This is a genomic window from Bacillus cereus group sp. MG1, from assembly GCF_040460035.1.
GTDB classification, from domain to species: domain Bacteria; phylum Bacillota; class Bacilli; order Bacillales; family Bacillaceae_G; genus Bacillus_A; species Bacillus_A cereus.
In genome coordinates this window covers 5,231,579-5,254,483 of sequence record NZ_JARVGY010000001.1, presented here as the reverse complement: position 1 = coordinate 5,254,483, position 22,905 = coordinate 5,231,579, and the positions used below count along the sequence as shown (strand labels likewise).

The window sequence follows — 22,905 nt, the reverse complement described above, 5'->3', positions numbered from 1 at the left end:
ATAAAATTTGAAGTTTATTAAAAAGAAGGAATGAAGGAAGATGTAAAAGATTTTGAAAGATCCATAAAAAGAATTCAGTAAAACACTGAATTCTTTTACACGTATTTTTATTTGTTAATCCATTTAGAAATAATAGGAATTTGTTGTGCCTATTAAAATATGTACTGTTGGTAATTATAACATGAAAATGGATTGTAATAGAATAATGCATAAAAAAGAACAAGTAATAAATTAAACAAAAGCTTTATTTTATTATAGATAAATAGGTGACTCAGCAATTGTGCTAGCCGAGTCACCTAGTACTATGGAACCAAATAATGTTCTTTTTCTATATGTAGTTATGTGGAGTTCTTAGAGGCTAGCCCAATAGACAGTTAAGGGATAAATAAAATCATTTTAGAGAGTTTTACATTTTATTATGTTAATGCTACAACAGCAAGAGTTAAGCCCAATGTATTTAATGTATTAGAATATGGTCCTACATTAACAGTAAGAGTACTTGTTATACCTAAAGGTGTAGTGAAAATAGCGGGTGCTGATACAGAAGTGAATCCTGCAGTATATCCCAGAGAAGTACCAGAGCCAATGATTGGATTATTATTAAGATACATAGTGATACCTGCCGAATTACCTCCTGGTTGAATGATAACTTGCACTTCATAGATTGCCAAATAGGTTCTTCCACCTTCAAGTAAAACAGTTGTTGGTGGTGTGAATGAGATTGCCGTACCATTAGAATTTACCACGGTATCTAGTGGAATCGCAGAATTTACAGAGACTATTGATGGGGTAGTTTGAACAACATTTAAACTGTTAGCCGTGGGGGATGGACAAGTGCAAGGTTTGTGAATGTTAGGGTTATTATCATTTTGGTAATTCACAAATAATCAAGCTCCTTTGCGTAAGATAATTTTTTATCCTATATAAAACGTAGCTTTTTTGTATCTAAGTTATTTTTAAAGAGAAGTTGAATATTGTTGGTCAGTTAACTTTTAAAAGCATTTGATACTCTGGGATTTAAAAGTGCATCTGATAAATATATATGAATGTTTTTTAAGGACATTACTGTAAGTTTGGAAACATAATAAAATCGTTATTTGAAACTGTTCATGAAAAAAGAGCACCATCGAAAGTGCTCTTAGAAAATACATTTTATATTCTGTTTTGAGCTACGATTTTAATATTCTCTGGTGGAATGATATCTTGAATTTTTTCTTTTAAATCTACTTGGACCATTTCTTCAAGATGTTCAAGTGAAACTTCAAAGTTTATACATTCCGCAGATGCGATGCTTAATAAAGAATAATTTTCATTCTTTTTAACGACAAGATATTGCGATTGATCTGTTATTACTATACACCCTTGTTGAATGCCTAATTTACGATCGTCTTCAAAAGTCATAAATGTTTCTCCTTTTATATGTATTGCCGATAAATAGTTTACTACATAAATACATTGGCTCATATTGAGAAACCTTACATTAGTATTACAATTTCATACGGTTTCTGAATATCTTATGGGCTAGTAATACGGAGAGTGTAAGAAGGTTCAATTGAATATTTAACAAAATCCTTATTTGAAAACAAGAAGCCCTAGAGTTAGGGCTCTAGGGCTTCTTGTTTTGGTATTCTCACATGGTTTTTCAAAAAGAATAGAACATATTGAAGATAACATGTGAATGTTTCATAAATGTATCAAACAAGTGAACAAAATTGTTATTGTAGAAGTAGTAGAAATGAAGTTTCTATTAGTTAAGTGCGTAAAAGGTATTATTTCCAGTAGATAAAATGCGCATGGGGCACCTAATCATTATTATACCAGAGGAAAAGAATATGTTATGAACTTCGGTGAATGAAAAAATGAATATTTCACTTTAAGCGAAGTTAATGAAAATAAAAACTTCATTTTAGTAGGTGAGGAGGATGAATGATGGTTGTAGAAGCAAAGGTGAAATTTGAATTAGATGAAGAACAAAAATTACAGTTTCAAAATATAAGAGAAAATGAAGGGGAACAAGAAGCGTTTTACTTTCTAGAAGAATTGATAATGAAAGAGATTAATTTAGCTGAATTTTTGGAGATGGAGTATAAGGATAAAGAATAGCATTTCAGTCAAATCAAAAGGGGGAACCTGTGATGGAAGTAGTGGAAATCGAAGGCCAGTTATCAATATTTGATATAGGTTAAACAAAATTTAAACTGTACGAAGTCTTAGAAGCGAAATACCTAGAACATCATAACAAATATAGTTGACTATGTTTGTCAAATTTTGTTGGATTCTTTAGAAAAGTAGTATTGCAGAGAGAAACACAATGATTTGGAAAAGATTATTATACGGGACTTATTAAGAGAATGTAGGAATTGATAAAGCTTAACAAAATAGTTATTTTGCATAAAAAAACAGGAGTGCGTGACCAAAGCACTCCATGTCGCTAATGACAACACCTATAAAAGTATATGAATGATTTTCATAAATATGTTGTTAAAACTTGAAACAAAATAGTTAGTTATTTGAATAGAAAGAGATTCAAGAATTATAAGGTGAAAAGCGTCATGTATTATCCATTGTAATTAAATATTCATAGTATGAAAGATGGAAGACAAAATATTTAAAGGATGAGGTGAATATAGGATGTTTTTTGATTTTTTTTATAATAAAACGCAAATGCGCCCTTTAGGAGGATCGGGGCCTGCACAAAGTACTATTCAAGCAGTTCATCAGGCTATACAAGCACAACAACAAGCGCTGCAATCACAGCACACGCAACAAAGTTATACCCCAGCACAATCATATTATTCTTTACAACCTTATACCCCAGCACAATCATATTATTCTTTACAACCTTATTACCCAGCACAATCGTATTACCCAATGTAGATTATCCAGAATAGAATATTCTTTTTATTGATTTCGTATGAAACTATATATTTTTATAGTAATAAAAATAATAAAGTGGATTTAAATAAAAAAGGGTACACATATAAGTGTGCATTTAGATTAACAGGATTGAACGTATGGACTGGATTGCCCTATACAATATGCTTGTCTAATTAGAAGGTGAAGTTTTTTTATAATATCAACGGAAAATCAACAAAAACGCTATAGTAGTAAATAAATAAAAAAGGACCTGCTGTGGGAGAACAGGTCCGTTACAAAAATGCCTATGAGGAAAATCAATGTCACCAATATAGTATCAATAAACGAGAATTCATTTCAGGTGCTAAGTATTGAGAAATAAAAAATATTTGGCGCAACAAAGTGGTCAACTTTATTAGCTAACCACCTGTTACACAAAAGAAAATTAGGCCCTGCAAGTTAGGATGTGTAACTTAAAGTTACAGTTATAGTGTAAGCCAGATTTGAAATGTTATACGAAAGTTATTTTGATAAAAACCTCATTTTGTAGAAATAAGGAAAATAAAAAAAGTACTATGCATAAGTGCTCTTTAAGAAAGGAGGTAACTCTTTAAGCGGAACGTTCAGGTTAGAAATATATGATGTGAAAAGGAAATGAGAACAAAATTTCATTTTAGATTTAATACAAAAGAGCAGCTAGCAAAAGCTAACCGCTCTTCAGAAAAACATTAAGAAGGAAGTTCAGAACTCAAGTGTATTTATAGTATGGACATAATTTGAAGGTCTATTCAGAAAAAAATTATAAAGAGCAACCACTCAGGTTGCTCTACAGATAGGAGATAACTCAGTGAACAAAATGAACACGTTAAAAATGTATGTAACAAATAGAAAAATAAGAACAAAAAAGCAGCTAGCAAAAGCTAACTGCCCTGGTGAATAAGAAGAACACAATGGTCATTCGTATTCAACCTTGGTGTACTTATATTGTTAACACTTTTTAGAAATTTATTCAATAAAAGAGCAGCTAGCAAGAGCTAACTGCTCGACTCTCGACCAAGAGAGCTAGAGTGGGAAGAATTTAAAGCTGACTTTTTAAAGTCGTATATAGTATCGGTGAAATTTAGAGATTTATTCGTGTAAAGCATAAAAAGAGCAGCTAGTAAAAGCTAGCTGCTAAGCCTTCGGGTATGAAGGGGAATCAGAAACTGTATATACATTATTAACGGAATGTTGTGTTTTATTCAGTAGTAGCCTAATTTGCTACTACTTGATCTTGATCTGCAACATCAGAATCAAATGTATTCGTTGCACTAACACCATTAAAATTATTAACGATAAAAGCGGCATTGGAACCGCCCGAGCCATTATAAGATTTTGTATTTGCTTTTGGAGAAACGTTATAAAAATCACCTAAGTTGAAAGAACCGTTACTGGTTTGTAAGACAAGGTTTCCAAGAATAGCTGGCATAGCTTTCACCTACTTTCTTAGGGAGTATTTAAATTAGTATATGGTGTATGTGTCTAGAGGTTCATTTGAAACGGAGAATTTTGAAATGAAGTTTGATTGAAAACTCAATAAAATAATCACTTGAATAGAAAGCGAGTTAAAAGAATAGAAAAAGAACGCCCAGGAAAGCGTTCCTTGATCAAGACTCATATCGAAAAAACGAAAATGTGACAGCGATATATATTATTTAAGTTTTGAGTGTATGTGCAAGTTTAAAACAAAATCCTTATTTGAACAGAAAAAAAGACCGCATGGGAAAGCGCTCTTTGACCAAGATATATTAAAAAGTATCGGCAATTAAATTTTATGTATATTTTCAGTTTATGTGCAAGTCTGAATAAAATCTTTATTTTATCAATTTATAGGTTGATACAGTTCCCCAAACGAAAAGAACCAAGTAAAAAAGTCTTTGTAGTAGACCTGCAGGTAAGGGGAAAAGAAAAACAAGTGAGATAAGGATAGTTATTACTATTAAGCTTAGTAAACAGAAATATGTCCATTTTCTAGTTTTTTTAAGATTCTTAGCAAAAATAAATAGTCCTGGAAATACCGTAAGCATGCCTATCCAAACTAGAATGGAATGTCCAATTAGGTTTACATCTGCAGGAATTAATCCTGAAACTATAGTAGAGATTCCTATTATAAGTATAAAAAATGTTGCTATTCTATTAATTCTTGTTTTTTCTAGATGTTGTGAAATATATAGTACTCCAATACAAAATGTTATTCCATTAACAATAAAGAGTATATTCATCCCAAAATGATTAGGGGAGCATATTTCATACGGAGCTATTTCGTAGGTGAATTCTCCGCAGGTTGTTACACCTAGATCACTCATTGCATGATGCAAATAGTTATAAGGTGCTGTAGAAGTGAAAATAAAGAAAGGTTCAATTAAAAAGTATAGACAAGTTGCAATCCAGCTAAATAAGCCAATTTTATTTGATATATACATTAGATACCTCCTTTGAAAAAAGTATATTTCCATTATAGGTGGTTACATCATCAAAAGTAAAAATTTTCAAGTTGAAAGTCGATAACTCTGTTCAATAACATAGGATTTTCTAGAAAAATGTGATTAGCGGAAAGACGTATAAAAAATGGATGGGGCAGAACCTAACAAAATAGTTATTTGAATTAGTTTTATTAATAAAAAGAGCACACTTGTATATGTGCTCTCAATAAGGTAGATGAATGTCTCATGAAACAGAAAAATCCCAAAAGTTGTAATCAGATTTTCATGAGTAAATTTTTAATATTGTATTCCTTATGTGAATTTATGGAGCCTGTCATTAAAGAAACGATACGAGTTGGAGTTTTAACCCAAACGATATTTCATAATAAGCGAAAAGGAGCACACATATAAGCATGCTCTTTAATAAGAAAGGTAGATCTCTATGAGCGCAGAGACTACATACAATATCCATATGTTTGTTTCTTTTAAATGTGAAGAAAAAATCAACAAAAGGTCAATGTAAACTCAATAAAAATTCAACAAAAACGCTATTTTATTAGACTGCGAGATGGTGATATGAGTCTTACTTTTATAGAGATATTTGTAGGTCGTGAGAGTAGTACCTTCACGACCTACAATATCCCTAATTCCTTTAATGGCGTTTCTAGTTATTTTAATAAAATTTCATGTTCTGGTTCTAAATGGATTAGTATGTGAGCACGATTAAATTGTTTCTTAATATTTTTCTCTATCCGATCACATAATTCATGGGCAGTTTCAATGTTATAGTGAGATGAAACGACAAGATGAAAATCTATGTATTCAGTTGGACCAGAACGTCTTGAACGAAAATCATGAAACTCAATATATTCATCTCTATAAGATTCTATAATTTTTATGATTTTTTGTTCCTCTACTGGTAATAAACGTGCATCAATTAATGGGGGAAAGGACTTCTTCATTAATTCGAAGGCTTCAGTCATGATATAAACAGCTAAAATAATTCCAATGATTGGGTCTAGGAAATACCATTCTGTTATACTAACTAAAAGTAAGCTGATTGCAACACCTAAAGAAGTGTATACATCAGTGAGTAAATGTAGTGCATTAGATTTCATTGCAATAGAATTTGTTTTTTCAGCAGTTCTGTTAACAATTCGTGATACTACAAAATTGATGAGTGCTCCAATCAACATAACAACTATTCCTAAAAATGGGAGATGAATGGGTTCGGGGTGTATCAATTTAAGGGTACATTCATAAATAATCCAAAAACCAGCTATAAAAATTAATAATGTTTCGATTGTTCCAGAAATATTTTCTACTTTTCCATGTCCATAGGGATGTAATTTATCCGCCGGTTTATTTGAAATTCGGACAGAAAAGAAAGCGATGATTGAAGCTAATAAATCTAAAGAGGAATGAATTGCTTCGGAAAGAATAGCTACTGAACCAGTAAAAATACCAATAACAACTTTTAAAATGACGATAAAAGTGTTACTTAATACTGACGAAAAAGCTACTTTTGATGAATTCATTGTTACATATCCCCCCTACCTTTTATTAATTATTTTTTATGTTATCAGTTCAATATACAGTGGGTCTATAGCAATCTTTTTGCAAAAGACAATAAAAATTGAAAAGGTTTCAATATGTTTCCCGTGGGCATATTTAATTGTTAACCAAAAAATTGAAATATAAGTTAATAAAATGAATTAAAGACAGGGAATAAGAGGTGCCTAGTGCTTTTGATAAGTTATCTTCGGTGCAAAACTAAAAGCAGCTAGCAAAAGCTAGCTGCTAAGCCTTCGGGTATGAAGGGAAATCAGAAACTGTATATACATTATTAACGGTATATTGGGTTTTATTCAGGTGTAGAGGGAAATAAATAAATTTAGGCTGTTCCAACTTGGCTTTGGTCGGCAACATCAGAATCAAATGTGTTTGTTGCACTAACACCGTTAAATGTATTAAGAACAAAAGCGACATTAGATGAACCCGAACCATTATAAGCTTTTGTATTTTCTTTTGGAGAAACGTTATAAAAATCACCTAAGTTGAAAGAACCGTTACTATTTTGTACAACCATATTTCCGACAATAGATGGCATAGCTTTCACCTTCTTTCTTAGGGAGTATTTATATTAGTATATGGTGTATGTGTCTAGAGGTTCATTTAAGTTTGAAAATTCAAAGATATAGCTTGTGAAAAACTTAATAAAATAATCCTTTTGTTTATAGAAAAACAAGCTACCACGTTTCATTGATTGTGAATCTTTTCTAAGGTGTGCTTAAGGGGATGGGAATAAAAAGAATATTTTCGAGAGGAAAGGGATTAATTTATGTTAGGAAATTAGTTTGATAAATTAAAAGAACCTAAATGTATACATAGATATAAACTTAATAAAAGTTATGACAATGAAGATTTTAGAACTGGTAAGATGGGGATAGTTAGTTATTATAAATGTGAAAAGTGTGGGAAAGAGAAGGAAATCAGCAAATATACTAATGATGTTAATAGTGACTATTGGGATGTTTAAAATAACATTCGAATATAGTCCGGCTAGAAAACTAGAGAACACCAATTCATTAAAGTAGCAATTAAAGCTGTTTTAGGAATAGGTGTCCTTTTTATTTCGTTTTAAAATTAGAACACAATAATATGAAATGCTCATAAAATCATTCTTGCTATACATGATAATAGTATAAACTCTATATTTCTTTTAATAATTTAGGGTTATATCTTTTCTGCATCAGCCGCTTTTAACCACGCTTCGTAGAATTCTGTAACTGATGCATACCGTTCTGCCCGATTGTCATTTACAGCACGATACGCTACCTCATATAATTCCTTACTTGCTTCCCATTTTATAAAAGAACGATCTTTTTCACCGCCTAAGAGTGAGAAAGCCATTGCTCCCATATTAAATACATTTGTTCTTTCATCAATTATAGCGTTTAGTTCAAATTCCTCTGGTGACATAAAACGGGAGGAACCCCATAGCCGGCCCATTTTATTTATGTAAGGTTTCTTACTGTATAAATCTATATCACAAATTTTTGTTTCGTTTGTATTAAAATTATATAAAATACTACCGTCATAAAAATCTATCGCTACATAATTTTTCTTTTCTACATAAGTATAGAAAGAAAAAATGGAATGTAAAGAATGAATTCGTTCTATAACAGGTAAATGTCTAAATTTATAAAATGGAGAGTTTGGATTTTTATATTTCTCAGGAGGTGGGAAGCGCCAATGCGAATGAAGACATTCACCATCAAACCAATCGAAAATTAATACATATCCAGATTGAACTGGAAAATGATCAATTAATCTTATGAGCGATTCATGCTTTAAATCTTCATAAATAGTAACTGAATTTTTTAGCCTTTCAATAGCATCACCCGTTGTTCCTTCATATGCAATTGTTTGTGCTCCTGCGTATTTGATAAATTTCTTATGCCCATTTTTTTCTACACCAAAACTTATATTACCTGAATCTTGCTGGTCAAAAACTGCAAATACGGTACCTAATTTAATAAGCCAATCAAAATTATGATGTTCTTTTAATTGGAATATTACACTATTTAACTGAACTTCGACGGAATTATCTTTCATAGATTACCTCACATTTAATATAATTAAGTTGTACATTCCACTATTCGACATATTTTGTGGAAATCCTATGCTAACAACATAAAATTTTATAAATATAATGATAAACACTTATAGAGAGGTGAGTACAATGGACCAACAAATTGTTATTAAACCGTATCAAAAAGACTGGGTTGAAGAGTATATAAAAGAAGAAGAGAAGTTCTGTTCCTTGTTAGGACAAGAAATAATCGCTGTTGAACATATAGGGAGCACAGCAGTAGAAGGATTAGGAGCTAAACCTCTTATTGATATGATGATTGGCGTAACAGACTTACAAATTACTGAAAACTGGATTGAGATTCTATCGGAAATTGGATATGAGTATGTTCCAAAAGATGCAACCAATTGGCGTTTTTTTAGAAAGGGAAAATGGAGAGCAGGTACTCATCATTTGCATGTTTATATTTATAATAGTGACGAGTGGAGAAACAATATTTTATTTCGCGACTTTCTAATAAGCCATAAATGGGCACGTAAAGAATATAGAGAATTAAAAGAGAGGCTTGCTATTACATATGCTTTTGATCGTGTTTCATATACAAAGGCAAAAGCGCCGTTTATTCAAAACATAATAAAGTTAGCTGAAAAAAATCAATAATAGTTGTCAGTGATATTGAAATTCTCATTTTATTTTAATCTTTCTCTCATTTTATTTTCTTTTTTATTTGATAGACTGCTTGTTACAAAGCCTTTATTAGTAAGGAGATTAAATAAAATGGAGAAGATATTAAGAAATAAATATTTCCATGTGTGTGTTAAAATTATAGGTATTACTATTATTATTTGTAGTGTAGAGATGCTATTTATTAATGTTATGTACGGCAATGTTCTGAATGTAAAATGGTTAAATAAAAAATTAGGCTCTTTTGGTGAATATGGGGCTATTATCGCTGCTTCATTATGGTTTTTACGCCATATATGGATGTTTTTAAAGAAGAAAAATATACAAGGGTTTAAAAAAGTTAAAGAAGTGTATCTATTTGCAAAAAAGTTTCATGTATTAATTGGATACGCTATAATAGCTGTTGCAATTACTCATGGTGTTTACTTTTTTATAAAAGGGAGTCGTCATATTTTACTCATATACAGTGGTATATTTTCTCTATTAGCCTTAATTGTACTAGGGGTTTTTGGGTTTTCTTTACAGCAAGTAAATAAAAAAGAAAAATTTATGATGTATAGAAAAGTGCATCAAATCATTGTAATTATATTTGGAATAGGATTATTTATTCATTTAATTGTCTAGGAGGAACTATCGTTGCAACACATTTTAATTATTGAGGATGAGGAAAGTTTAGCAGATTTTCTAGAATTAGAACTAAAATATGAAGGGTATAAAGTAGATATACAACTAGATGGAAGAAAAGGGTTAAGCGCAGCACTTGAAAAGAATTACGATCTCATTTTGCTTGATTTAATGCTGCCTGGATTAAATGGACTAGAGGTATGTCGTCGACTAAGAGCGACTAAAAATACACCCATTATTATGCTGACTGCTCGTGATAGTATTATGGACCGTGTGACAGGTTTAGATAGTGGAGCGGATGATTATCTTCCGAAACCATTTGCAATTGAAGAACTGTTAGCACGTATGAGAGTGATATTTAGAAGAGAAGAACATATTGAAAACAAGCAGGTTTCATTTCTTACATTCAAAGATTTGCAGCTTCAGATTGAATCTCGAACTATAACTAAAGGAGATGAAGAAATTGAACTTACAAATAAAGAATTCGAGTTATTGCTTATGTTTATGAAAAATATTAATCGCGTACTTACTCGTGATGTTTTACTGGATCAAGTATGGGGATATGATGCAATTGTTGAGACAAATATTGTTGATGTATATGTTCGTTATTTGCGAAATAAGTTACATAGTGTAGATAAGGAGGAGTATATCCAAACAGTGCGTGGTGCGGGATATATAATGAAATGATAAAAAATATTATGTTTCGAATTCGAAATCTACCTATAAAGTGGAAACTAACACTTTGGTCCACTACACTAGTATTTATTTTATTCATCTTATATAGTGCTTTGCAGTTTATTGTAATTAATAAGTGGACTATAGATTATGAACAGAAACAAATAAATAGGCAAGTTACGGAAATAGCGGCATATTTCCAAGATAAAAATGATACCCTTTCGAGTAAAACATTTAAAAACAGTAAAGATTTTCTAAACAATATGATTGATAAGCATCAAATGATTCGTATTATTGACATGGATGGGGAGCCGATTATTACTGTTTCACGAGATTTTAATGAAACGTGGATAAAGCCGAAACAGGTTATAAAAGATGAGTCATTTATAAAAAGGCATTTAGAAGATCGAATATTAGTTAAGCGCATACCAATTAAAACGAAAGAGTTTACTGGAACTATTGAACTTACGAAAAACCTAGAGACATTTGATTATTTATTAAAAGTTATTTTAGTGGTAATGCTTATTGCTGGAATATTTGGATTGATATTTAGTTTTTTAGGTGGGATTCTTATAACGAAGAAACTATTATCAAGTGTTCAAAATATAACAGATACGATGAAACGTATTAAAAAGAATGGACTAAATGAACGGGTTCCAGTACGAGAAAATAATGATGAGCTTGCAAAATTATCATTTCTCTTTAACGAGATGATGGATGAAGTAGAAACTTCTTTTACACAACAGAAACAGTTTGTCGAAGACGCATCTCATGAACTAAGAACACCGTTAACAATTATTCATGGTCACTTAGCGATGTTAAACCGATGGGGGAAAAATGATCCAGCAGTATTAGATAAATCTCTTCAATCTAGTTTAAAGGAAGTAGTTCGTTTAAATAAATTAGTTTCAGAATTGCTAGAACTATCAAGAGCTGAATCTGAACAATTGCATCCAATAGCAGCTGAGCCAGTTCATGTAAATAGCGTATTAAAACATGTTACACAAAACTTTGTAGTACTCCAAAGTAATTTTCAATTTGATATGAAATTCGGGGATGACGAGGCTTATGTGTCAATGCCATCATCTTACTTAGAACAAATTATTATTATCATAATGGATAATGCAGTTAAGTATACAAAAGAGGTTAATAAATATATTTGCATAGAATCCAGTTTACACTCAGGGAAAGTTACAATTCGTGTAATAGATCATGGAGCGGGAATACCTGAATCCGATTTACCATTTGTTCTTAATCGGTTTTACCGAGTTGACAAAGCGAGAAGTCGAAAACAAGGTGGAAACGGACTAGGTTTGTCTATTGCAAAACGACTTGTAGAAAAATATAACGGAGCTATTAAAATAGAGAGTAAAGAAAATGAAGGAACAATCGTTACGATTACATTACCATGTATAATAAAATAAGCCTTCAAAGAAGGGGTGCTTCTTGCATTCCTTCTTTTTTTACGATCAAATCATTTTGTTTATTTCGAAATTTCTAGTACATTAAAATTATTAAGGGGGAATAATAATGAAAGCTATCGTACATCAATATAAAACTGGATTTGACGGTGTAGAATATAAAATATCACCTGAGAGAGCACTTAATGATGGGGAAGTTAAAGTGAAGTTAAAATCAGCAGGCTTAAATCATCGGGATTTATTTATTATGAATAATAGAAAAGAAATGCAATTGCCTTTAATCTTAGGATCAGATGGTGCAGGTATTGTTACGGAAATTGGAAACGGTGTTTCTGATAACATATTACATACAGAAGTTATTATTAATCCTAGTATTGGATGGGAACATGCTACTGAAGTACCGGAGTTACCGGAAGTGCTAGGTGGACCGAAAGATGGAACGTTTGCTGAATATGTAATTGTACCAGCTGAAAATGTAGTAGAAAGGCCGTCATATCTTACTTGGGAAGAATCAGGTGTTTTATCTTTATCCGCATTAACTGCATATAGAGCGCTTTTTACAAAAGGGAGATTGAAGTGCGGCGAACACGTTTTAATTCCGGGAATAGGCGGTGGTGTTGCTACATTTGCCATGTTATTCGCGAAAGCAATTGGCGCAAAAGTGAGTGTTACTTCAAGGGTAGAGAATAAAAGGGAACTTGCTGCAAAATATGGTGCAGATATTTCTTTTCATAGTGCCGGAAATTGGGAAGAGGGCTTACAAGGTGAAAAAGTAGATTTAATAATAGATAGTATAGGTCCAGCAACTTTTTTGAAATATTTTGATGTATTAAAACCAAACGGAAGAATCGTGAATTTTGGTGCAAGCTCAGGAGATAAAATTGAATTACCATTACGCGCGCTATTTTACAATCAAATTGATATTATGGGAACATCCATGGGTAGCCGTGAGGAATTTAATGAGATGATAAAGTTTATAGAAAAATATCAAATTAAACCAATTATTGACAAAGTTTACTCGTTAGAAGAAGCAATTCGAGCACTAAGCCGTATGGAACATGGAGAACAATTTGGAAATATTGTACTTCAAATGAATTAAAAAATATGATTTTGCAATTAGTATATTTAAATGAATATGTTATGTATTCCAAACATGAAAAAAAAACGAATCGCCTTATTATAAAGGTTTACGAACTTTATACATAAATAGCGTATAAAATTTGTTTTATAATTGTCACATGAGTAATAGTAAAATGAGAATTAGATGAGAAAAGTTTAAGCCCATTTTCATAATGGTATTGTATACTGTGTAAATCAAGAACACTTGTAAGTAGGGAGAGAGTATTATGAATTACACAGTATTTCAGTGGTTTAATAATTTTGCTGATTCATCCAAACTATTAGATACGATAATGGTTGCAATTACAAATAGCGCTGCATACGTAGCCATTTTATTTATGCTTATCTTATGGTTTAATAATGGAAAGAAAGAGAATGCAATTAGAAAACAATATACAGTTTTATATACGACGCTTTCGGTTATTATTGCATTAGTAGTAAATGTTCTTATACATGCGGTATATTACCATCCGCGTCCGTTCGTATCACATGATGTACATCAATTAGTACCACATGCAGCAGATTCATCATTTGTTAGTGATCATTCTGTACTTGTATTTTCAATCGCCTTCGTATTTATTCTTAGAGGAGAAAAACTGAAATATATCGCGCTATTATGGGCTGTGTTAGTCGGTATATCACGTATGTACGTAGGTGTTCATTATCCTTTAGATATACTTGGTGCAGCATTCTTAACACTTGTTACGAGCGGTTTAGTAATGCAAAGTACACGTATGTTTGAACCAATAGCGAAATTTGTATTCAAAATGTATGCATTAGTAGCGAGACGAATTCCTTTCTTAGCAAAATATAACCATATCGCATAATTTTCTTATAAAAAGTTCCCATTTGGAAATCCAGATGGGAACTTTTTATAGTAAATAAGAAAAGAGTTTAGAGTGCTATGCAATCAAGTTTTGGTGAAGTTAATATTCAGAAATTTCACGCACCGTATTTTAATTAAATAAAACAAAAAATAACAATAGTTAGTTTTGCATTGTTTTAAAGGAATTAAAAAGAAAACTTCGAAACATATAGTATCGTAAACAAAAACTACAAATTTTAAAACGTATCTTCGTACGAATCCATTCCAAAAGAGAGGAGATAAGTATGCAAAAACTTCAAACGAATAAAGGCGCTCGATATATGATGATTGCTTTTATTGTTTTGTTTCTTATTATGATTTTGCGTATATTCTATATTCAGGCAGTAGGAGTCGTGCATAATGTAAATGTAAAGGACCTCGCGGATGAACAACATAATAAAAAAGGTGTTTTAGAAGCGAATCGTGGTACTATCTATGACCAAACGGGAAAGGTGTTAGTACAAGATTCTACAACGTATCGAGTTGTTGTGAATTTAAAAGGAAAAGATAAAGTGAAAAATAAAGATGAAACCGCACAACAATTAGCCGATGTACTTGAAATTGATAAAGAAGAAGTATTAAAAAACTTTCATGAGGGGCGTACGCAAGTTGAAATTGGAAAAATTGGTCGGAACTTATCTAGGGAAACGAAGGAAAAAATTAATGATTTAAAAATACCAGGTGTATCTTTTATGTCGGAAAAAGCAAGAGTGTATCCGAATGAAGATTTTGCATCCTATATACTGGGTTTTGCTAGACCAGATGATAAAGGGAATACGGAAGGAAAGTTTGGGCTTGAAAAGAGTTTGGATAAATATTTGCGCTCTACAAACGGGAATATAGAATATGTGGGAACACGAAGAGGGATTCCACTTACGAATGATATAGGAAAAGTAGAACCTGCTAAAAATGGGAATAACGTATATTTAACGCTTGATAAACAAATTAATAGCTTTTTAGAAGAAGCGATGAACAAAGCACAAGAGCATTATGATCCTTCTATGTTAATTGGCATTATTGCTGATCCAAAAACAGGAAAGGTTTTAGCGATGTCTAGTAAACCGAGTTACAATCCTAATGTAGGTGATATCGAATACTTTTTAAATGATCCGATTGCAAATGCATATGAACCAGGTTCAACAATGAAAGTTTTTACGTTAGCAGCTGCCATTAATGAAGGTGTATATAACGGAAAAGAGTATTTTCAATCTGGGAAATATTCCGTTGGTTCATCTGATATAAAAGACCATAATGGTGGATTTGGATGGGGATCTATTACATTTGATGAAGGTTTTGAAAGGTCATCAAACGTAGCTTTTTCTATTTTAGAAGATCAGTTACTGAAGCCAAATAAATTTAAGCAATATATGAATAAATTTGGATTCAATCAAAAAACAGGAATAGATTTACCTGGTGAAAGTAAAAATACTTTATTATTAAATACGCAAATTCAACAGGTTACAACTTCTTTCGGCCAAGGTTCTACAGTAACTCCGATTCAATTAATCCAAGCGGCTACTGCTATAGCAAATGACGGGAAAATGATGCAACCATATATTGTTGATAAAGTTGTAAATCCAACAAACAAAGAAGTTATTATGGAAAATCAACCGAAAGAAATTGGGAATCCGATAAAAAAAGAAACGGCGGACAAAGTTAGAAGCTTAATGGAGCGTGTCATAACATCTTCAAAAGGAACTGGTACAATGTATAAAGTGGATGGTTATCCAATTGGAGGTAAAACAGGAACAGCACAAATCCCGAATCCTGAAAACGGCCGATATATGGAAGGGAAAGAGAATTACATTTTCTCCTTTTTAGGAATGGCTCCAATTGATGATCCGGAGTTAATCGTATACTTAGCTATTAAGCAGCCAAAGTTAAAAGGAGATGAGTATGGAGCTCAGCCTCTTGCTGAAATATTTAAACCTGTTATAAAAAACAGCCTTGAATATTTAAAGGTGAAACCGTATACAGAAAAACAAATAGCTGATGCAAAGAAGCAATCTCAATTAAAAGTACAAAATTATGTAAATCAATCGATGGGTACAGCAGAGAAAAGTGTAGAAAAAGAGAAGATACAGCCAATAATTTTAGGAGAAGGAAAAACAATAAAACAATATCCACAGTCTGGCGAGGTAATGAGTGAAGGGGATCGTATATTTTTATTAGGGAATAACGCACAAATGCCAAATTTAAAAGGTTGGTCCATGCGTGATGTTATGTATTTCTCTAAGCTTTTGAAATTAGATTTGAAAACATCTGGTACGGGTTATGTAACGAGCCAAAGTATTGAAAAAGGACAAAGTTTACAAGAAGGAGATACACTAGAACTAGAATTAGAACCGCCGTTACAACCGTTAACAGAGGCGAATACGAATTAATTCAGGTATTTGGAAGGAGCTAGATGCAAATGGCTCTTTCTTTAGAGCTGTAAGTAATTTCACGCACCGTAATTTTTAGAAAAAACAATAAATAAATGAATTAACAGAGACACATCATTAAATGTCTGATTATTTTTTATTTACAGTTAAAAACAATTGTGATAATATGGAAAAAATTAAATGCAGTGAAGAGAAGAGTAAATAAAATGAATTTTTCACAGAGAGCTCCATTTAGCTGAAAAGGAGTAAAAATTCTTTATTGAACCAAGCCTCTGAGCAGCGCATCGGAACCTATTATTAGAGGATGGTGTGACGGGAGCTCCCGTTATAGAGCTATGGTATAAGCATGAGTTAGAATGCAGTACCTGATAAGGTTAATATGGTGACATATTAACAAACTAGGGTGGCACCGCGATGATAAATCTCGTCCCTAAGATTAAAAGTCTTGGGGGTGGGATTTTTTTATTGTTTTAAAACAATTTGGAAAGCGGGGGCCAAAAATGAAAAACTTTCTTAAAGATTGGAAATATCCTTTACTATTACTGTCCGGTGTTGGTATTGCGAATTTAGGGGCATGGATTTACTTAATAGCATTGAATGTACTTGTCTATCATATGGGCGGCTCAGCCTTAGCTGTTGCTACTTTATATGTAATAAAACCCTTAGCCACTTTATTTACAAACGCTTGGTCTGGGAGTATGATTGATCGTTTAAATAAACGGAAGTTAATGATTCACCTCGATATATATCGGGCGTTATTTATCGCTATTTTACCTTTACTTCCGTCACTTTGGATTGTTTATGTATTCGTATTCTTTATAAGTATGGCCAGTGCAATTTATGAGCCAACTGCTATGACGTATATGACGAAATTAATTCCAGTAGAACAAAGACAACGTTTCAACTCATTACGTAGTTTAATAGGATCTGGTGCATCTTTAATTGGTCCGGCGATAGCAGGGGTTTTATTAATTGCGAGTACACCAGATTTTGCTATATATATAAATGCTATAGCATTTCTTTTATCAGGATTCATTACATTACTTTTACCGAATCTTGATAAGAAAAAAGATTCGGATACAACTAGTAATACATTATCCCTTACAGTATTAAAAAAAGATTGGATCACTGTTATAAATTTTAGTAGAAAACATGTGTATGTCGTATGCGTGTACTTCTTATTTCAAAGTATGTTCGTATTAGCAACCGCTACTGATTCACTTGAACTATCGTTTGCAAAAGAGGTATTACTACTAACAGATAGTGAATATGGTTTTCTAGTTAGTATAGCTGGTGCAGGATTTATTTTAGGTGCCATAACAAATACAATTTTGTCAAAGAAATTAGCACCTTCACTTCTAATTGGAATAGGATCATTATTCATTGCAATTGGTTATTTAATTTATGCTTTTTCAAATGTATTTTTAATAGCTGCTATTGGATTCTTTATTTTATCTTTTTCAATGGCATATGCAAATACAGGATTTTATACATTTTACCAAAATAATATCCCTGTTCATATGATGGGACGGATTGGGAGTATATATGGACTTGTTATTGCGATAGTAACAATCTTTATTACAATATTATCTGGTGTTGCGACTCAGTTCATTTCTATACAACTTGTAGTTATTGTAGGTTCATTGATTATGTTATTTATTACTATCGTCTTGTGTGTGTTTACTTTATTCCCATCACAATCTAAGTTGTATTCTACTGAATCAATAAAGTGAAACTTTAATCAGGGGGCATCCCCCCACTGATTATCAGCCCTCACCAATCGAGCTTTTACGGGCAGCAGGGTCCCCACTTAACTTCTTTGCTTTCGCTGAATTTTGAGATGGGGGTCTTACTGTCCACAAATAGCGGGATAAATTCGAAATGAACTTTGTGTTCTCATTAACAATTTATCGTATTTAATAAAAGGGTTCTTTCCCCTTTATATGGAAAAATCAATAAGGGGAAAGAACAATACCGAAAGATAAGGGTGGTTGTCGTGATAAAAACAAAAGATGAAATTGATAAAATTGTAAAAGAAATACAAAAGAAAATAGATTTCTCTGGAGTAGTTTTAGTAAAAAAAGAAAAAGACTTAGTCTATGAAAAAGCTTTGGGTTACGCAAACCAAAGTGAATGTATAAACAATACGATACAAACAAGATTTGGCATTGCCTCAGGATGTAAAATTTTCACTGCAATTGGCATCTGTCAACTTGTTGAAAAAGGTTTTATTTCTTTTCATACAAAATTAAAAGATTGTCTAGAGATAAAATTTTCAAACTTCGATGAAGATATTACAATACATCAACTACTAACGCATAGCGCTGGTATACCAGATTATTTTGATGAAAGTATTATGGATAACTTCGAAGATCTTTGGAAACAAACACCTATGTATCTATTAAAGAGTTTAAAAGACTTTTTACCATTATTCCAAAAAAGTAATATGATGTTTGCACCTGGAACTAAGTTTCACTACAACAATGCAGGTTTTATCATACTTGGATTAATAATAGAAGAACAGACGGGACTTAAATTTACGGAGTATATAGAAAAGAACATTTTTAATCCGATTGGCATGAATGATTCTGGCTATTTTTCGTTAGATAGATTACCAAGACATACAGCTCTAGGATATATAAAGGACGAAACCAACCAAAATTGGAGAACAAACGCCTACTCTATACCGATAAAAGGAGGAGCTGATGGAGGTGCATATGTTACTGCACCAGACATGCTGAAATTTTGGGCGGCCCTATTTAATAATGAAATTTTAGGAAAGGAATATACAAAATTACTTTTAACTCCTCACATTCAAGTAAATGATAAACAGTCCTACGGCTATGGAATATGGATTGAAACACGAGAAAACAAGGTATTCAAATATCATGTAATGGGATATGATCCAGGCGTCAGTTTTCGCTCGGCTATATATCCAGAATTAGGAATAACTTTAGTTATTACGTCGAATAAAGGGGCAGGACCTGAAAAATTAATGATAGAAATAGAAAGAGCTTTTTAATTATATGGATTTAAAAGAAGAGATACGAAAATAATTTAAACGGGTTCATGATTGTTTCTGTTTTGAAAAATATTTTAGTTAACGAGGAACCCTTTATTTATTAAATAAGGTTTTTTTGTAATTCTGTACAATTATATATAATTATATGGATTTTTAAATTAGAAAACATTACTATATAGTTGTAAATTTTTATTATTAATTCATATGAAAGGATGTGTTAACAATTTGTATATGATTAACGGTAGTGTGTTTATTATTTTAGGAGTTATTTGTTATTTAATTGTACGTGGAATATTAATTAGTACCAAAAATACAAAACATGTAATTTGGTGGAAAGAAATAATAAGTTTTTTATTTGTGATCTACATTTGTATGGTTGTTGCAGTAACTTTATTCCCTTTACCAATCGGTTTTCCTTTTAATATTGAAAATCTGAATCGCTCGGTCAATATAATACCATTTGCATCAATTATTAAAGACATCAATCAAATTGGTAGTGCTTATGATGGAGATACCCTATTTATGATTGGTCTAATTGTAAGAAATGTAGGCGGGAATATTTTATTATTAATGCCTTTAGGATTTTTAGCACCAATCCTATGGGATAAATATAAGAAATTCAAAAATACAATTTTATTAGGATTTTCTATATCAGCTAGTATTGAATTGCTACAATTAATTGAGTCTTTATTTAGTGGAGTGGGACGTATTACTGATATTGATGATGTGATCTGTAATGTTATAGGTTCTATTGTTGGATATTGTATTTATATTATCTTTTTAAAAGCTATTAATAAATTTAACATTCGAGTGTTGGGTAAAGCTAATTCTAAAGGTGTGGAATTAGTTGATAAATAGGAGTTTAAACGAGTTATTAAAGGCGTACGAGTAAAAAGTACGTCTTTTTATTTTTATAAATAATGCTTAAGGCTGATGAGAAATCACATTTTTCATCTTACACTTGAAAGTAGCTATGGTATTTCAAGTATGGAATGAAAAGAGGAGAATATAATCTTTAAAGATAAACAAGTTTATAGGAGGATTCTAAATGGATATTTTACTTGTTATTCTTATTATTGTTTTGATGCAAAGTAAAGAACGAAAAGTGAAAATAAACCGTATTTGGCTCATTCCGGCTTTGTTGTGTTTTGTAACAGTTCAATCCATTATTCATATGGGACAAATAACTTTGCTGCAAGGACTACTGTTTGTTGTAATGCTTGGAATTGGCTTATGTCTTGGGATTATACGGGGAAGAGCTTTAACATTTCGATTAGATAGTGAAACAGGTCATGTACTACGAAAAGGAAATTGGGTAAGTACAATAATCCTTCTTGTTATTTTAGGAGCAAAAATTATGATTAAACAAAGTATGTTTTCGGGTAGTACGCACCAGACATTAATGGTTGTAACAAATGCCTTTTTATGTATTACATTAGGCACTGTGATTAGTAGACGTTATTATATTTGGAAAAAATATAATGAATTAACACAAAAAGCGTAAATACATTCATCCCTTGTTTAACATTGCTAAGAACGGTAATACTAATTAACATTGAACTTTTACAACAAGGGATGATAATATGATATACATTTACACAGATTTTGGTGGAACACATACTACCTCACTAGCTGCAGCGTATCATTTAAATAAATTACCAACGGATCGCAAGTTAACGAAAGAAGAAATTTTGAATGTAGATTACTTTAATAAATTGAAAACAGAAGATATGGGAAAAATTATTTTTCATGGCATAGATGAACATGGTCATCCTGTATATACGATTGGATGCGGCGCATCAAAAGTTGTTGTACCAGCGATGAAGCATTTAGGAGAAATCTTGCAAAAACATTATCAAAGTCATGAAAAGATTATTTTTTCTAATACATCACCAACCGTACCTTTACCAATGACTTTCGGTGGGCTGTTTTCTAGAAGGTTCCATATCGATTTTATTGGCGTACCGTTACTCGTATGGGGAGCAAAAATTTGCTGTGATAATATACAAAGGCTTGTTAGTTATACAAAAGAAGCTGGCCGATTAACGAATGATTATGTTGTAATTTTAGATAATGAAACTTTTAAATAGTATATGATAACAAGAAAATCGAGCAAATTCCTTGATTTTCTTTTTTATTTGTGAAATAGACAAGAAATAGTCACATTTAATATACATCTACTATAGCCAAAACAATAAAGTCCTGTTACTATTACAGGGATATTCTCTTTTCATAACATAAATATATAGAAAAATTAGAAAAGAGGAATTGAATTAAGGGAGGAACAACATGAAGCGTGTTGCTTGGATTACTGATAGTACAACTGCGAATTTTAAAACAGAAGGAGATAACTTTGTTATCCCAATCGAAGTTATTATTGATGGAATTTCGTACAAAGATTGTGAAGAAGGTGTACGTGAAAGGGTTTATAATGCGTTAAACGAAGGTAAAACAGTCACTACTTCACAACCTAATATTGGGGAAATGGTAGAGTTATTTACGAAATGCAAAGAAGAATATGAAGAAGGATTTGCAGTTGCTATTAGCGGAAAAGTAAGTGGAACCTATCAAAATATGAAGTTAGCTGCAGAAATGGCAGGTTTTCCATTAACGGTATTAGACAGTGAAACAACAAGTTATCCAATGGATGAACTAATTAGAAAAGCGAAATCGTTATACAATGATGGTATGACTTTACAAGATATACACAAAACATTAGTAGATGAAAAAAGAAGACCTTTTCATGTATTCCCAAAGAGTTTAAAAGGTCTATATGCAAGTGGCCGTGTAAAGGGCATGCAATTTTTACTTGGAAGTTTATTAAGTGTTAACTTAATATTAGAAGTAAAAGGTGGAGAGCTTTTACTTGAAAAGAAAGTTCGTAAAATCCAAAAATGTCGAGAATATATTAAAAATGAACTTGAAAAAGAATTACCAAAAGTACTTCACATGTTCCATGCTAACGATAAAGCTGGAGCTGAAGAATGGATTGCAGATATTAGACAAGCATTCCCTGAAATGGATTTCAAATTATATCCATTACCAATTTCATTTGCAGTTCATGCAGGTGAAGGTACAATAGCAATCAGTTATTAAAGTAAAACCCGTGAATGATTCACGGGTTTTTTCAGAGTGTCGGGAAAGACCTTATATACTATAAGGTCTTTTGTACCTCTTAAAATGGCTTGAATAGCGTTT

General features: G+C 31.8%; 22 protein-coding genes, 1 pseudogene and 1 other annotated feature. Of the genes and pseudogenes, 16 read left to right on the top strand and 7 right to left on the bottom strand.

What is annotated here, in order from left to right:
- Positions 1-416: 416 nt before the first annotated feature.
- On the bottom strand, positions 417-881 hold the full coding sequence (locus tag QCI79_RS27415; protein ID WP_001109240.1) for a hypothetical protein: 465 nt from the start codon (positions 879-881) through the stop codon (positions 417-419).
- 271 nt (positions 882-1,152) lie between these two features.
- Positions 1,153-1,401, bottom strand: a complete 249-nt coding sequence (locus QCI79_RS27410; protein ID WP_000141879.1) for a hypothetical protein — start codon at positions 1,399-1,401, stop codon at positions 1,153-1,155.
- A gap of 525 nt (positions 1,402-1,926) precedes the next feature.
- Here QCI79_RS27410 and QCI79_RS27405 point away from each other — a divergent pair.
- Entirely contained in the window at positions 1,927-2,103 is a 177-nt protein-coding gene (locus QCI79_RS27405) for a hypothetical protein (protein WP_153580417.1), read from the top strand.
- 528 nt (positions 2,104-2,631) lie between these two features.
- Positions 2,632-2,877 (top strand): DUF3947 family protein, encoded by a 246-nt coding sequence (locus QCI79_RS27400; RefSeq protein ID WP_000464621.1) that lies wholly within the window; start codon positions 2,632-2,634, stop codon positions 2,875-2,877.
- A gap of 1,231 nt (positions 2,878-4,108) precedes the next feature.
- On the opposite strand, the gene QCI79_RS27395 is transcribed toward QCI79_RS27400, so the two are convergent.
- From QCI79_RS27395 to QCI79_RS27375, 5 genes are all read right to left on the bottom strand, one after another.
- Entirely contained in the window at positions 4,109-4,324 is a 216-nt protein-coding gene (locus QCI79_RS27395; protein WP_001110933.1) for a spore germination protein, read from the bottom strand.
- A gap of 385 nt (positions 4,325-4,709) precedes the next feature.
- Positions 4,710-5,318, bottom strand: coding sequence for a DUF998 domain-containing protein (locus tag QCI79_RS27390; RefSeq protein ID WP_000275956.1), 609 nt, complete (start codon positions 5,316-5,318; stop codon positions 4,710-4,712).
- Positions 5,319-5,986: 668 nt separating this feature from the next.
- Entirely contained in the window at positions 5,987-6,856 is an 870-nt protein-coding gene (locus QCI79_RS27385; protein WP_001088919.1) for a cation diffusion facilitator family transporter, read from the bottom strand.
- Positions 6,857-7,212: 356 nt separating this feature from the next.
- Positions 7,213-7,428 (bottom strand): spore germination protein, encoded by a 216-nt coding sequence (locus QCI79_RS27380; protein ID WP_001139346.1) that lies wholly within the window; start codon positions 7,426-7,428, stop codon positions 7,213-7,215.
- A 626-nt stretch (positions 7,429-8,054) separates the two neighbouring features.
- Positions 8,055-8,936, bottom strand: coding sequence for a protein kinase domain-containing protein (locus QCI79_RS27375; RefSeq protein ID WP_021727538.1), 882 nt, complete (start codon positions 8,934-8,936; stop codon positions 8,055-8,057).
- Positions 8,937-9,063: 127 nt separating this feature from the next.
- Between QCI79_RS27375 and QCI79_RS27370 the strand changes: the two genes are divergently transcribed.
- The 14 genes and pseudogenes from QCI79_RS27370 (at position 9,064) to QCI79_RS27305 (ending at position 22,803) form a co-directional block, all read left to right on the top strand.
- A complete protein-coding gene (locus tag QCI79_RS27370) occupies positions 9,064-9,573 on the top strand; it encodes a GrpB family protein (protein ID WP_000372684.1) in 510 nt (169 codons plus the stop codon).
- 117 nt (positions 9,574-9,690) lie between these two features.
- The gene (locus tag QCI79_RS27365) at positions 9,691-10,221 is read left to right on the top strand and encodes a hypothetical protein (protein ID WP_000411451.1); all 531 of its coding nucleotides are present in this window, start codon (positions 9,691-9,693) and stop codon (positions 10,219-10,221) included.
- Positions 10,222-10,233: 12 nt separating this feature from the next.
- The gene (locus QCI79_RS27360; protein ID WP_001163827.1) at positions 10,234-10,908 is read left to right on the top strand and encodes a response regulator transcription factor; all 675 of its coding nucleotides are present in this window, start codon (positions 10,234-10,236) and stop codon (positions 10,906-10,908) included.
- Entirely contained in the window at positions 10,905-12,320 is a 1,416-nt protein-coding gene (locus QCI79_RS27355) for a HAMP domain-containing sensor histidine kinase (protein WP_000594475.1), read from the top strand. Before QCI79_RS27360 ends, QCI79_RS27355 begins: the two co-directional genes overlap by 4 nt.
- A gap of 106 nt (positions 12,321-12,426) precedes the next feature.
- Entirely contained in the window at positions 12,427-13,416 is a 990-nt protein-coding gene (locus QCI79_RS27350) for a zinc-binding dehydrogenase (RefSeq protein ID WP_000644549.1), read from the top strand.
- A gap of 247 nt (positions 13,417-13,663) precedes the next feature.
- Complete coding sequence (locus tag QCI79_RS27345; RefSeq protein ID WP_001110120.1) at positions 13,664-14,263, top strand: undecaprenyl-diphosphatase; 600 nt, start codon at positions 13,664-13,666, stop codon at positions 14,261-14,263.
- A 283-nt stretch (positions 14,264-14,546) separates the two neighbouring features.
- Complete coding sequence (locus tag QCI79_RS27340) at positions 14,547-16,685, top strand: penicillin-binding protein (RefSeq protein WP_021727539.1); 2,139 nt, start codon at positions 14,547-14,549, stop codon at positions 16,683-16,685.
- Positions 16,686-16,861: 176 nt separating this feature from the next.
- Positions 16,862-17,120: a binding site (T-box leader), on the top strand.
- Between the two features lie 65 nt (positions 17,121-17,185).
- A complete protein-coding gene (locus QCI79_RS27335; protein WP_000787864.1) occupies positions 17,186-18,418 on the top strand; it encodes an MFS transporter in 1,233 nt (410 codons plus the stop codon).
- 263 nt (positions 18,419-18,681) lie between these two features.
- Positions 18,682-19,707 carry a serine hydrolase domain-containing protein gene (locus tag QCI79_RS27330; protein WP_000598047.1) on the top strand — a complete coding sequence of 342 codons (1,026 nt, stop codon included), beginning with the start codon at positions 18,682-18,684 and terminating at the stop codon, positions 19,705-19,707.
- A 13-nt stretch (positions 19,708-19,720) separates the two neighbouring features.
- Positions 19,721-19,789, top strand: a pseudogene (locus QCI79_RS27325) (GNAT family N-acetyltransferase); the annotation flags it as partial.
- A gap of 143 nt (positions 19,790-19,932) precedes the next feature.
- Positions 19,933-20,565 (top strand): VanZ family protein, encoded by a 633-nt coding sequence (locus QCI79_RS27320; RefSeq protein ID WP_000281852.1) that lies wholly within the window; start codon positions 19,933-19,935, stop codon positions 20,563-20,565.
- Positions 20,566-20,755: 190 nt separating this feature from the next.
- The gene (locus QCI79_RS27315; RefSeq protein ID WP_000353706.1) at positions 20,756-21,211 is read left to right on the top strand and encodes a CcdC protein domain-containing protein; all 456 of its coding nucleotides are present in this window, start codon (positions 20,756-20,758) and stop codon (positions 21,209-21,211) included.
- A gap of 79 nt (positions 21,212-21,290) precedes the next feature.
- Positions 21,291-21,797 (top strand): DUF3189 family protein, encoded by a 507-nt coding sequence (locus tag QCI79_RS27310; protein ID WP_000639421.1) that lies wholly within the window; start codon positions 21,291-21,293, stop codon positions 21,795-21,797.
- Between the two features lie 199 nt (positions 21,798-21,996).
- The gene (locus QCI79_RS27305; RefSeq protein ID WP_000831921.1) at positions 21,997-22,803 is read left to right on the top strand and encodes a DegV family protein; all 807 of its coding nucleotides are present in this window, start codon (positions 21,997-21,999) and stop codon (positions 22,801-22,803) included.
- The last annotated feature ends 102 nt before the right edge of the window (positions 22,804-22,905 follow it).